The 12,827-nt window shown below is 65.8% G+C and carries 12 protein-coding genes; 3 read left to right on the top strand and 9 right to left on the bottom strand.

The features are described from left to right. Positions 1-126 precede the first annotated feature (126 nt). Both ABGB08_RS17760 and ABGB08_RS17755 read left to right on the top strand, forming a co-directional pair. Positions 127-300 (top strand): hypothetical protein, encoded by a 174-nt coding sequence (locus ABGB08_RS17760; RefSeq protein WP_347591596.1) that lies wholly within the window; start codon positions 127-129, stop codon positions 298-300. 51 nt (positions 301-351) lie between these two features. Continuing rightward, entirely contained in the window at positions 352-1,629 is a 1,278-nt protein-coding gene (locus ABGB08_RS17755) for an RNA-guided endonuclease TnpB family protein (RefSeq protein WP_347591594.1), read from the top strand. Positions 1,630-1,692: 63 nt separating this feature from the next. Here ABGB08_RS17755 and ABGB08_RS17750 read toward each other — a convergent pair whose 3' ends face one another. From ABGB08_RS17750 to ABGB08_RS17710, 9 genes are all read right to left on the bottom strand, one after another. Next, positions 1,693-2,838, bottom strand: coding sequence for an acetyl-CoA C-acetyltransferase (locus ABGB08_RS17750; RefSeq protein ID WP_347591592.1), 1,146 nt, complete (start codon positions 2,836-2,838; stop codon positions 1,693-1,695). A gap of 72 nt (positions 2,839-2,910) precedes the next feature. Then, positions 2,911-3,435 carry a L,D-transpeptidase gene (locus tag ABGB08_RS17745; RefSeq protein WP_347591590.1) on the bottom strand — a complete coding sequence of 175 codons (525 nt, stop codon included), beginning with the start codon at positions 3,433-3,435 and terminating at the stop codon, positions 2,911-2,913. A 992-nt stretch (positions 3,436-4,427) separates the two neighbouring features. Further along, entirely contained in the window at positions 4,428-4,967 is a 540-nt protein-coding gene (locus tag ABGB08_RS17740; RefSeq protein ID WP_347591588.1) for a hypothetical protein, read from the bottom strand. A 146-nt stretch (positions 4,968-5,113) separates the two neighbouring features. Continuing rightward, positions 5,114-6,208 (bottom strand): hypothetical protein, encoded by a 1,095-nt coding sequence (locus tag ABGB08_RS17735; RefSeq protein ID WP_347591586.1) that lies wholly within the window; start codon positions 6,206-6,208, stop codon positions 5,114-5,116. A gap of 55 nt (positions 6,209-6,263) precedes the next feature. Continuing rightward, positions 6,264-7,094 (bottom strand): class F sortase, encoded by an 831-nt coding sequence (locus tag ABGB08_RS17730; protein WP_347591584.1) that lies wholly within the window; start codon positions 7,092-7,094, stop codon positions 6,264-6,266. Between the two features lie 7 nt (positions 7,095-7,101). Next, positions 7,102-7,980 carry a hypothetical protein gene (locus ABGB08_RS17725; protein WP_347591582.1) on the bottom strand — a complete coding sequence of 293 codons (879 nt, stop codon included), beginning with the start codon at positions 7,978-7,980 and terminating at the stop codon, positions 7,102-7,104. A gap of 166 nt (positions 7,981-8,146) precedes the next feature. After that, the gene (locus tag ABGB08_RS17720) at positions 8,147-9,070 is read right to left on the bottom strand and encodes a hypothetical protein (protein ID WP_347591580.1); all 924 of its coding nucleotides are present in this window, start codon (positions 9,068-9,070) and stop codon (positions 8,147-8,149) included. A 123-nt stretch (positions 9,071-9,193) separates the two neighbouring features. After that, positions 9,194-9,991, bottom strand: a complete 798-nt coding sequence (locus ABGB08_RS17715) for a class F sortase (RefSeq protein ID WP_347591578.1) — start codon at positions 9,989-9,991, stop codon at positions 9,194-9,196. 15 nt (positions 9,992-10,006) lie between these two features. Next, positions 10,007-11,272, bottom strand: a complete 1,266-nt coding sequence (locus tag ABGB08_RS17710; RefSeq protein WP_347591576.1) for a hypothetical protein — start codon at positions 11,270-11,272, stop codon at positions 10,007-10,009. Positions 11,273-11,656: 384 nt separating this feature from the next. Between ABGB08_RS17710 and ABGB08_RS17705 the strand changes: the two genes are divergently transcribed. Further along, positions 11,657-12,802, top strand: a complete 1,146-nt coding sequence (locus tag ABGB08_RS17705; protein ID WP_347591574.1) for an acyl-CoA dehydrogenase family protein — start codon at positions 11,657-11,659, stop codon at positions 12,800-12,802. The last annotated feature ends 25 nt before the right edge of the window (positions 12,803-12,827 follow it).

Below are 12,827 nucleotides of genomic sequence, written 5' to 3'. Positions count from 1 at the left end.
TGCCCCGGGTCGGTCTTCTCATTGGCTTGATGCCTCTAATCGGGCGGTCCCCCCTTTGGCGCCGGTACGGCGAGAAGTGTCTCGAACGTGGTCGGCGCCGGATACCGGCAGGAGGATTAGAGGTCCATGCACCAGTACGTCGCACACCTCGATCATGATTTCCTCGCACCGGCGGAGTATCTCCACATCGAAGATATTCCTTCGATACTTGGTCACAAAGACCAGATTGACGTGAACCGCGGCGACAACGTGCCTGCCACGCTGGTATTCGGCTTCCGCTTGCCCTCGGCCATGCGTTAGTGTGTTCGAGTCGCGACGGTGTGTAGCTGGCGTACGGAAGGGGGCCGGGAGGTGAGGCTGCGCTACAACTTCCGGATCTACCCCGACCCCTCCCAGCGTCAGGCCCTGGCGCGATTGTTCGGGTGTGTCCGGGTGGTGTGGAATGACGCGCTGGCGATGCGCAAGGCGGCGCGTAAGGCCGGGCTGCCGTGGATCGGTGGCGGGGATCTGCAGAAGATCTGTATCACCGCGGCGAAACGGACGCCGGAGCGGGAGTGGCTGGGTGAGGTGTCGGCGGTCCCGCTCCAGCAGGTGCTGCGTGACCTGGATCAGGCGTACCAGAATTTCTTCGACTCCGTCAGTGGGAAGCGTAAGGGACCGCGGATGGGGCTGCCGGTGTTCAAGTCGCGCCGGGATCGGCGTCAGGCGGCCCGGTTCACCCGTACCGCCTTCCGCCTGCCCGGCGACGGGACGCTGTACCTGGCCAAGATCGGGAAGATCGAGGTGCGCTGGTCGCGGGAGCTGCCGGCGGTCCCGTCGTCGGTCACGGTCGTCCAGGATGCGGCGGGCCGCTGTTTCGCCTCGTTCGTGATCGAGGTCGAGGATGCCGGGCAGGTGCCGCCCGAGGCGGAGGCCGAGATCGGGATCGATCTGGGTTTGACTCATTATGCGGTCTTGTCGGATGGCACGAAGATCGCCAATCCGCGGTGGCTGCGGCGCCGGGCCAAACGGCTGGCCCGCCTGCAACGGGCGCTGTCACGCAAACAGAAGGGATCAAAGAACCGGGAGAAGGCGCGGATCGCGGTGGCTCGCCAGCACGCCAAGGTGGGCGACGCGCGCCGGGATTTCCTGCACCAGACCAGCACATCGATCATCCGCGAGACCCAAACGGTGGCGATCGAGGACCTGGCGGTGCGGGGTCTGGCCCGCGGCCGGCTGGCCAAATCGGTGAACGACGCGTCCTGGGGTGCGTTCCGTACTCTGCTGGGCGGGAAGGCGGCCCGCTATGGGCGGACGGTCGTCACGGTCGGCCGCTGGTTTCCCTCCTCGCAGTTGTGTCCGTGCTGCGGGTGGCGGAACGGGAAGACACCGCTGGGGGTGCGGGAGTGGGATTGCCCGTCCTGCGGGGAACACCACGACCGCGACCGCGCCGCCGCGCTGAACATTCTGGCCGAGGGCCTCCACCTGCGCGCGCAGGCGGAGGTGACCCCGACCGGGGGAGAGCAGGACAAGGAGATGGTGGCCGCCGGGCTGGCGGACACGCGAAACGACTGTCGAGGGCAGGTAAGACCAGGTGAGGCAATTCCGACCCTGGCACCGCCCGCAACCTACGACGCTCACGCGGCGTAGCAGAAGCAGTAAGAACTCCACGGCGACGTGGGGGAGTCCCCGGCGTTCACGCCGGGGAGGATGTCAAAGGCGTTCGATGATGGTGACGTTGGCCTGGCCGCCGCCCTCGCACATCGTCTGGAGCCCGTAGCGACCGCCGGTGCGCTCCAGCTCGTGCAGGAGCTTGGTCATCAGGATCGCGCCGGTGCCGCCGAGCGGGTGGCCGAGCGCGATCGCGCCCCCGTTCGGGTTCGTACGGGCCGGATCGGCGTCCAGCTCCTGAAGCCAGGCGAGCGGAACCGGAGCGAACGCCTCGTTGATCTCGATGACGTCGATGTCGGAAATGCTCAGACCGGCCTTCTTCAGGGCCTTGTGCGTGGCCGGGATCGGCGCGGTGAGCATGTAGACAGGATCGTCACCGGTCAGGGCCAGCGTCACGATTCGCGCCCTGGGTGTCAGGTCGTGATCGCGTACGGCCTGCTCTGAGGCGATCAGGAGCGCGCCCGCGCCGTCGGAGATCTGGGACGAGGTGGCGGCGGTGATGCGACCGTCCTCCCGCAGCGTCCGCAGTTCGGCCATCTTCTCCAGGGTCGTGTCAGGCCGCGGCCCTTCGTCGTCCTCGACCCCGTTGAGCGGCGCGATCTGCTCGCGGAAGTACCCGTTGGCGACCGCCTTCGCCGCCCGCTGGTGGCTCTCGTACGCGTAGCGCTCCAGGTCCTCCCTGGACAGGTTCCACTTCTCGGCCATCAACTCCGCGCCGCGGAACTGCGAGATCTCCTGCTTGTCATACCTTTCGACCCACTTTTCGCCGAACGGGAAGGGCATGCCCTTCTCCAGGGCGGCGGTGATGCTCGATCCCATCGGGACGATGGACATGGATTCGACGCCGGAGGCGACGACCAGGTCCTGGGTGCCGGACAGCACGCCCTGCGCGGCGAAGTGGATCGCCTGCTGGGAGGAGCCGCACTGGCGGTCGATGGTGACGCCCGCCACGGTCTCCGGGAGGCCCGCGCTCAGCCACGCGTTGCGGGCGATGTCCATCGATTGCGGTCCGAACTGCATGACGCAGCCCATGATGACGTCCTCGACGGCCGCCGGGTCGACGCCGGTGCGCTCGATGAGCGCGCTGAGCGTGTGCGCGGCCAGGTCGGTGGGGTGGACTGTGGACAGGCCGCCCTTCTTCTTACCGACCGGGGACCGGACCGCTCCCACGATGTACGCCTCTGCCACAGTGCCCTCCAACAAAGAAACCGAGCATTGTTCGGGTAACAGCGTAACCCAGAACGTTATTCCGTCGACGGGTCACCTGGTGATCGTGACCACGGTGCCGAGCGGGACCCGGCGCATGACGGGGAGCGCGGACTGGGGCACCCGGACGCAGCCATTGCTGACGCTGTGGCCGAACACTCCGCTGCCATGGGGCCAGCCGTGCAGGCCGATCGTGGCAGGGCCGCCGCCGAAGTGACTCATGGTGGGCGAATGCGTGCCCAAGGGAAGGACCGGCACGCCGTAGCCGTGGCCGGTGTCGACCGAGGCCATGACGAAGGTCCGCCCGACGGGGGTGGGAGTGTTCGGCGCACCGGTGGCGACGGGCCAGGTGCCGATCCGGCGTCCGCCTTTGTGGATCGACATTCGGTGTAGTCGCAGGGAAACGTAGATTTTGTAGTCGGTTTGGCCCCAATCCACGCCTGAACCGGTGTGGACCCAGCCGGTCGAACGATTAGGGCGGCTGGGGAGCAGTACGCGTACCCAATCGCCGTAAGAATCCACCACGGGCACCCATGTCGGATTACCCAGCAAATGGGTGGGCAGGACCGCGACGGGCATGCCGCCTGGGCGGTTATATACGACTTTTTGCTTATTCGGATGGATTGTGCGGCCTTCTGTGCGGTCGAAGGTGTCCCGATCCAGCGGAACCCTCCGCAATGTCGCCCATGTCGTGGTGCGGGGCAATTGTCTCTTTAGTCCGGACGGAAGCTGCCTCGGCATTATCGCCTGCGGGCGATCGTCGTAAGAGCTGCTGATTTCACGCGGGCGATCGTCGTTAGACCGGCTGAATTCACGCGAGCGATCGTCGTGAGACCGGCTGATCTGATGTTGCCGCACTACTTGAGACCGGCCGATCTCACGCGGTGGCTCTTCATGGGACCGCCTCACATGCGAGCGCCTGATCTCCTGCGCTCGCCCCTCAGAGAACCGCCTGCCCGCATGCGACCGCCCCGCATGCGACCGCCTGACCTCACGTGATCGCTGGTGCTGCGCTCGCCTGGCCTCGCGTTGTCGCCGCTCTTGGGGTCGCTTGGCGTGCCGGGATTTCCGGTCATGAGGGCGTTTGACCTCACCTGGCGGGCTCGCGTGCGAAGCAGTCCTGTCGACGTGCTGCGCGTGGATGGTCCTGGCGTGGACGGTCTCGGCGTAGGCGGTCGCGCCCATGGCCTCGACGACAGCAGGAGCCGCGACGCAGAGCGCGCCGCCCGTGGCTATTGAGAGCAGAAAAGGTACTCGCATCGGACACCTCCGAAAGAAACCAACGAAAGAACTATGGCACGCGAAGACCCGAAATTAGGAGAAGCGACACGAGCGTTCCCGGTAACCAGCCCGGTCCCCTACCATCCTGTCCCGGTCAATCAATCGCGCCACGCCGTACTAAATGGCAAAGAAACGGCTTGTGCGAAAATCAAGCGTCCTTTACGCATTAGTGTGTCTGGTTCTTTCGAGAATCGGGGAGATCGACAATTAGCAAGCGATTCGAGTAAGAAGATCACTTAGATACGAGATCGACAATCTCGCATCGTTTCTTCATAATAAGAAGGGATCGTCTAATGAAGAGCCAACTCAAGCTCGCAGTGGCGACCGGCTTCGCCGTTGTCCCGGCGATGGCGGCCATGTTCGCCATGGCCCCCAGCGCCCAGGCCGCGGCTGTCGCTATCGGCACCAAGGTCGTGAAGGTCCAGCCGGTTCAGCCGCAGCCGGTTCAGCCGGTCGAGGAGGAGGCCAACCTCCTGCCGTACGACCCTGACAACGAGAACGACAACGAGAACGAGAACGAGGTCGAGAACCGGAACAAGAACCGGGACGACATCGACATCGACATCGACAACCGTCAGCGTCAGGACAACGACCAGCGCCAGTTCGTCGAGCAGCGCGTCAACGATCACCGCGAGCACCGCTTCTTCAACGAGCACCGCGGCCACCACCGCCTGTTCGGGCACCACCGTCTGTTCCACCAGGAGTTCGGACAGCACCGGCACTGGGCCCACCACCACGGTGAGCACCGCCACTGGGGCCACCACCGTCACCACCACCACGGCCACGGCCACTTCCACCACCGTCACCACCACCACGGCGTCATCCACCACCGCCACCACCACTGCGGCCGGTTCGCGGTTGCTGGTTGAAGGCGATAGCCGAGGTCTTGCCGGGGTGACCTAGCGAGAATAGGAAAAAACAGAAACGGATCCCTTCGTGCCTGGCACGGAGGGATCCGTCTGTTTGTTCCGTCTAATCAGACGCGCCGCGCGGGCAGCAGATCCTCCACCTCGAGAATCTGGAACCCCCAGGCGTCCACGACCGGCCCGTCCAGCGCGTTCCCCAGAGCCAGGGCCACCTTCCCGGGTTCGAGCACGAGACCGTCCCCGTCCAGCTCGCCATCCTCAAGGGCCCGCACCGCGATCCTGACCACTTCCGTCGCGTACGGCATCAGCCCCGCGACCACAGCCGGAAATCGGGTTTCATAGCTGGCGGTGACCTGAATGTCGGCGCCGGTGTAGACGATGGTCTGCCCTGACTGGATCTGCACGAGCCCACTCTTGTCGGACTCGTCGTCATCCCCCGCTTCCGCGGCCTCGTCAGAGGGCCCTTCCTCCGACGCACCCTCCGCTGAATCATCCGCGGACGCGGTTTCGTCAGACGCGGACTCCCCGGACGCTTCGGGAGCGGGTTCGTCAGCCGTAGTGGCTGCGGGCGCGGCTTCCTCGGGTGCCGATTCCTCCGAAGCCGTCTTCTCAGCTGCGGTTTCGTCCGACGCGTCCGCGCTTGCCGTGGCTTCGTCCGAGGACTCCTCAGCGGTCTCGGCCGCCTCTGCTACCTCGGTGTCGGTTCCGGCCTCAGCATCGGTGTCGGTCTCAGCGTCGGTTTCGGCGGTGGGTTCTGGGAGGCGGAGCAGGCCACGGAGAAGGGTGGCGAGCTCCTCCTGGTCGGGCATTTCCGGCAAATAGACGGCGGCAAGGCGGGATTCGTCCTCGGCCGGGTCGTCCGCCGAGCCCTCGCAGAGGGACCAGCCGCCATACCGGTAGGCGATTCCAGCCGCGAGAAACTTGTCGTAGTAGTCCATCGGCAGTGGCCGCTCGGCCACCACCCGGTAGGCCCAGAGCCGATCCTCGTCCTGGATGCTCAGCTTGCGCAGCAGGTCGGCGGTGAGTTCCAGGGGTGCGTGGATCCGGGTTCCGGCCGCCAGCAGTTCCTCGCCGTCCTGCGCGGCGGTCGGGTCAGCGAGCTGAACGGCCTCCAGCAACGCGTCCGGCTTCACCTTCGCGGGCAGCAAAACCGTCGGACCCGTCCTCAGCCGCCCGGGCAACAGAAGATTCGATAGCAGGCCCACGAGTCCTCCTCCTCTTTTTGAGGAGCACGATAGTCGTATTTGATGGTCTTTGTGATCAGGAGTTGGCGAGCCGCGTGCTGGTCATCCTCGCGTACACGATGACGTTGTCCACATAGTGACCTGTGCTCCGGTTATACGTGCCCCCGCACGTGATCAGGCGCAGTTCGGCGTCGTCGGCGTTGCCGTACACCCGATTGGTGGGGAAGGTTTCCTTGTTGGCCTGTTCGACGCCGCCGACGGTGAAGATCGCGATGGTGCCGTCGCCCCGGATGACCTCGATCGTATCGCCGTACCGGAGTTCGTGCAGGCGGCTGAAGACGGCGCTGCGGGTTTGGGTGTCCTTGTGCCCCAGCATGATGGCGGGGCCCGCCTCGCCGGCTGTGGGTCCGCCCCGGTACCAGCCGACCAGGTTGGGGTTGCTGATCGGCGGGGTCTCGATCGCGCCTCGTTTGTCCACGCCCACGGATTTGATCGGGGCGTTGATGCCCAGCTTGGCGATGATCAGCCGTTTGGGCGAGGAGGGTAACAGGGGTTCGGCGGCGGGCAGGGGCGGGGCCGGTGGCGGCGCCGTCGGATCCGCCTGGGTCAGCGGCTGGCCCGGACCGCCAGGCCCGACGCTCGGCGCCAGCGCGCCCGTCTGCGCCCGGAGCGTGGTCCGCTCGGGCGCCGCATACTCCTCCGGGGAGCCCAGCCAGAACATCAGCCCGGCCCCGACCGTGAGCATCCCGGCCAACGCCGCCAGAATCAGCACCGCCCGCACGACCTGGGTGCCGTTCAGCCGGGGACGTTCTTCCTGAACGTACGGCTGATAGACGGACTGCCCGTAGACCGGCTGCTGCTGGTAACCCGGATGTCCGGGTGGAAAGTGTCCCGGCGGCGTCGTCATACGCGTCCTAGTCGCGTACGGAGCTGCGACGCGAACGCAACATCAGGCCGCCGGTGATGGCGGCGAGGATGAGCGCGGTCCCGGTCAGGACGAGGACCCGGCCATCGGGGCCCATCTCCCCGCCACCGCCGGTCGCGATACCGCCGTCGGGCGTGTTGGTCACCTGGCCGGGCTGGGAGGCCGTGACGGTCGCAGTGAAGGTGCGGGTCTGCCTGGGCGTGGGAGTCGTGGCCGAGGGAGTGGGCGTAGGCGTGGGTGTGGGGGTCGTGCTGCTCGAACCCGACGCCACCACGACGACGGCGGAGGCGGCGGTCGCGGTAGTGGCCATATTGCAATCGTAAACGTGCGTGCCGGGCGCGCCAGCCGGGCCGATGCGCAAGGTGAAAGCGCCCGTCTTGACCGTGACGGAGCCCGTCGCGGCCGGGGTGGCGGTCGCCGAGACCGTCGGGAACGGAATCGCCGCTCCCACCGCAACCGGCGCAGTGGGTGTCAGAGTGGCCACGGCCGAGATTGTGGCCGCTTCGGCCGTGCCAGGACCGGTCACCACGATCTCGCCGTCGAACAGGACGGTGTCGGTGGTGGCGATGGCCACGGGCGCGGTCATCAACTTGGTGCCCGTGCCCGTGTTCAGGTTGGTCCAGACCATGGAGATCTTCTGAACCGGCGTCCCGGCGGTGGCTGAGCCGGTCAGCGTGACGCTGAGGTCGGGGGTCTGGGTGGTGCCTGACGTGATCGTGCAGTTGTAGCTGATCGTCTTGGTGTCGGCGGCGGCGCCGAACAGCGGAAAGACGCCTAAGAGCATGCCTGCGCTGACAACTCCGGCTGCGGCGGCCTTGGTGGCGATGCGACGCCGTGCCCTCAACTTCAGCACTGACTTCTCTCCCATTTCAGACAGTCTGCCCGGTTTACGGTTGGGCCAGCTTTCCAGGCCATGGTCACGGTTCGGTATCCCGATCCTATGGAGTTGGCGTGGGATCTGTGGTGGATACGGCCCATCCGTCATCGACTACCCACATTGGCTCAAGGTAACAGTCAAGTCCGAAACTATCGCATCACACGTCTCGTGCGTCGCTGCCGCGGCTCAGCCGCTGACGAAGCACCAGGCCGCCGAAGACGGCGGCAAGGATCAGCGCGGTTCCGAGTAGCGTGATCAGCCGTCCGTCCGGACCCATGGTTCCGCCGCCTCCGGTCTGAGCCCCTCCGACCGGGGTCAGCCCAACCTGCGCCGTGTTGGTGACCGAAACTGTTGACGTATTCGTGGTGTCGACCGTGCTGGTGACCGTCTCCGTCTCCATGACGGTCTCGGTCTCGAACACGGTGGAGGTCGCGGTCGCAGTGGTGGTGTCGTCAGTGTCGTCGGAGGAAGAGGCGGACGTCGCCACGACGATGGCGAGCGTGGCTGCGGATGCCGGATTGGCGAGGGTACAGATGTAGGGCGTGCTGACAGCTCCCCCAGACGGGCTGATCTTCAGATTGAAGCCACCCGCCACGACTCCCAAAGTGCCAGCCGCCGAGGGCGTGAGGAGAATGGTCATTTCGGGAATGGGCGACATCGTCGCACCCTGCGTGACTGAATTGGCTGGTTCGTCGCTCGCACTCGGGGACGCCGTCACCGTGATACCGGCAAGGGGCGGTCCCGAGATGGTGGCCAGGCCGTCGACAATGATGGCATGGCTGGTGGCGAGGTCAACGGGAGCGGTCATCAGCGACTCCGTGACCGCCCCACCCCCCGGCGGACTGGACGGCGAGGCCGGGGTCATCCGCCACAGCACCGTGATCGTGTCGCTGGGCTCCGGGTTGGTGTCCGGGCCGTCGAGGACGACGGTGAGGGGGTAGGTCGGGCCGCCACACGTGTAGCGCACCGGCGTGGTCGTGTCGGCGGCGAGGACCGGAATGGCAATCAAGCCGATCAGCGTGACGGCCCCGGCGACGGCGGCTCTGGCGGCTGAACGGTGCCGTCCTGTTGTCGTCGTCACTTCCGCTCCCCTAGATGGTGGCCAGATCGCGCAACAGCATTTCAGGAAATATCTGGTGTTATGCGGCGTAGATCCTGAGAATCCGGTGTGAATTCGGCTGGAATCCATCGCCGCCGAGCGGGTCTACGCGGTCTTGGTGGCGCTCAGGGTGGCGTAGACGATGATGTTGTCGGTGTAGTGGCCGGTTCTGCGGTTGTAGACGCCGCCGCAGGTGATGAGGCGAAGCCCGGCAGTATCCAGCCTGCCGTACACACGATTGGTCGGGAAGGTGTTCTTGCTGACTTGTTCGACCCCGTCCACGGTGAATTCGGCTACCGTGCCGTCGGTTCGGACAATCTGGATCTTGTGGCCGCGTTTCACCTCGCGGAGGCGGGAGAAAACGGCCGGTCCCCGGCGGGTGCTCACGTGGCCGAGGATCACCGCGGGTCCCGGCTGGCCGGGCACCGGGCCGAGCTTGTACCACCCGGCCACCTTTGGCTGGGACAGCGGAGGCACCTGAACTTCGCCATTACGCTGCACGCCGACCGTGCGCAATGCGGCGTTGAGTCCGACCTGCGGAATCACGATCTTGGCTGGAGCGACCGAGCCGGTGCTGACGATGGGGGCGACCGGGACCACAGCCGGGATCGGCGGGGGTGCGCTCGGGGCCGCCGCCGTCAGCGGAACATCGGCCCCTCCTGGTCCCACGGTCGGCGGTAGCGCGCCCGGCATCTGCTGCGCCATCGGCGTGGTCCCCGGACCCGGCATGCCTTCGACCGAGACCTCCTCCGGTGCCAGCACTGCCAGCAACCCCGCCATGATCAGCGCGATGCCGCCGAAGGACCCGACGATCAGGATCGCGGGCAGCGCCTTGTTCCACCGCTGCCGCCGCTGCTCCTCAGCCGACGGCACCGGCATCTGCCCAGGCTCCAGCTCGTTCATGACAACCCGACGACCTCAGCCCACGCGCCCGGAATCCGCCCTGACACGCCGCCGCCAAACCAGCCCCGCGCCAACGCTCCCCAACACCAGCACAATCCCGAACCACACATAAACCCGCCCCGAAGGCCCGCCAACCGCCATCTCCCCGGTCTGCGCCCCACCCTTAGGAGTCACAATCACCTGCGGCGACTGACTGGTAGAAGCGGACGACGTCACCGTAACCGTCGTAGTGGGCTTCGGCGTCGGCGTCACCGTCGCCGTCCGGGTAGTAGTAGGCGTCGGAGTGGCCGAAGGCTTGACGACCTTCACCGTGGCAGGTACCGCCCCTGCTGGGGGCTCACAGAGGACATCGAAGTATTGCGGCGGAGTAGCGAGTTCCTGCGTCAGGACGTTGAAACCGTCCACGACGACGAAGGTGCGCGCCGGATCATGATCGTAAGAGATCCTCGCGCGGTACTTGCCATACGGAAGGCCGGTCTTGCTCCAAAGGATCTGATCCGCGAACCACGTGTTCGCGTCGACCGGTTCGGGGTTCGTGGCCGACTTCTGCCAGGGGCGGACCGTTTCCTCAGGATGCCCAGTGATCGGCCCGTTATCCGCAGGATTCAGCACCTGAACCTGGACATCACCATAGAGCCGGTGACGCTCGCCGACGTATTCGATTCCGGTGCCCTCGAAGTCGATGGTCGCGGAACCGGTGGCGGTGTTCAGGTGAATGTCGTCCTTGCGGTCGCGCTTGTCGTCGCCCCACTTGATGTCTGTGTTGCTGGCCCTGCCTGTGTCGTAACCCCATCCGGAGGGGTACGCGATCGGCCCTTCAGTGTGGGCTGGCTGAGGCACCGGCGCGGACGCGGTGCGCGAAACGTTGTCGTTGACCTCGATCTTCGACTTCGGCGGAGTGAAGGAAATCCTCAGCCCTCCCGGTGCAACCGAGATCTGGCCCTCCTTGTCAGTCGCCGCAGTACCCGAGGACAGGTCAGGGTAGGTGACGTTGTCCTTTGCCTTCAATGCGGGGAGCGCAGCCGTTGCGCCCAAGGAATCCAGGCTCCCGTTCAGCAGACCACTCACGTTGACACGACCCAGGGCGGAGACCTTCCCTCCCGCGATGTAGTCGTTCGGGAACTTCAGGCTTGATCCGCTAGCAGGCTGCTTGATCGACCATCCGATCTGCAGCGCCTGACCGACAAAGACCGTTTCAGGGACCGAAATGGTGACATCAATATCAACTGGACTCGCACCGAGCAGCGCGCCCTGCTTGGGTCCCAGCTCACAGCGATACACGAAGTGATGGTGTCCGGTATCCACAGCCTCGGCCGATGAGGTCAGTAACAGTGTGCTTCCCAGGAGGCCAACTGTGGACGCGACCGCTGCTTGTCGGAGTACTGATCGCCGCCTGAACACCGCACACCCCAAGTGGTCGAAGATCGGCCCAGATCGGACCACTCAACACGAATCAGGCGAGAGCCTAGGGGGTTCGAGGATGCCCCAGCAGCCACTTCAGCACCAGTTCGACGAGATGTGGCCCAGTTGTAACAGAAGGAACGTTTGAGGAGATCGTCGGAGACCGGAGGGCGGGTACGAATCCTCCAGAACGGTGTACCCACACGAAACCGAATCGTATTCTGGCCACGGCGGAAGCGGCCCGAACCCCGGAAGGCGTACCCGATGCAGCGTGACCTCTTCGACGAAGAGCACGAGCTCTTCCGTGAGACCGTGCGCGAGTTCCTGGCCCGCGAGGTCGTCCCGCACCACCCCCAGTGGGAGAAGGACGGCATCATCCCCCGCGAAGTCTGGAAATCGGCCGGAAAGCTGGGCATGTTCGGCTTCGGCGTGCCCGAGGAGTTCGGCGGCGCCGGCATCACCGACTTCCGCTACAACGCGGTCATCGTCGAGGAGATCATGCGGGCCGGCACGTCCGGCATCGGCTTCTCGCTGCACAACGACGTGATGGCGCCGTACTTCGTGGATCTCACCAACGACGAGCAGAAGCAGCGCTGGCTGCCCGGTTTCGCCTCCGGTGAGCTGATCACGGCGATCGCGATGACCGAGCCGGGCGCGGGCAGCGACCTGCAGGGCATCCGCACCACCGCCATCCGCGAGGGCGACGACTACATCGTCAACGGCCAGAAGACGTTCATCACCAACGGCATCAACTCCGACCTGGTCGTCGTGGTCACCAAGACCGACCCCACCGCTGGAGCGCGCGGCACCACGCTGTTCGTGGTCGAGCGCGGCATGGAGGGCTTCGTCCGGGGCCGCAACCTGGACAAGGTCGGCATGCACGCCCAGGACACCGCCGAGCTGTTCTTCGAGAACGTCCGGGTCCCGGCCGCCAACCGGCTCGGCGACGAGGACGGCCACGGTTTCTTCCACCTGATGAAGAACCTCCCGCAGGAGCGCCTGTCGATCGCGGTTGCCGCGGTCGCGGCGGCGGAGGCGGTGCTGGCGATGACCATCGACTACTGCAAGACCCGGCAGGCGTTCGGCCGCAATCTGGGCTCGTTCCAGAACACCCGGTTCGTCCTGGCCGAACTGGCGACCGAAGTGGACATCGCCCGGCTTTACATCGACAAGTGCATCCTCGCCCTGAACGCCGGCGAGTTCACGGCGGTGGACGCCGCCAAGGCCAAGTGGTGGACTACCGAGCTCCAGACCAAGCTCATCGACCGCTGCGTGCAGCTGCACGGCGGCTACGGCTACATGACCGAATACCCGGTCGCCCGGGCCTGGCTGGACAGCCGCGTCCAGACGATCTACGGCGGCACCACCGAGATCATGAAGGAAATCATCGGCCGCTCTTTCGGCTTCTGACTGATGCCCGCCACTGGCCCGGATA

Source organism: Acrocarpospora sp. B8E8, from assembly GCF_039871605.1.
Taxonomy (GTDB): Bacteria; Actinomycetota; Actinomycetes; order Streptosporangiales; family Streptosporangiaceae; genus Acrocarpospora; species Acrocarpospora macrocephala.
This window is presented reverse-complemented; position numbering and strand designations above follow the sequence as displayed.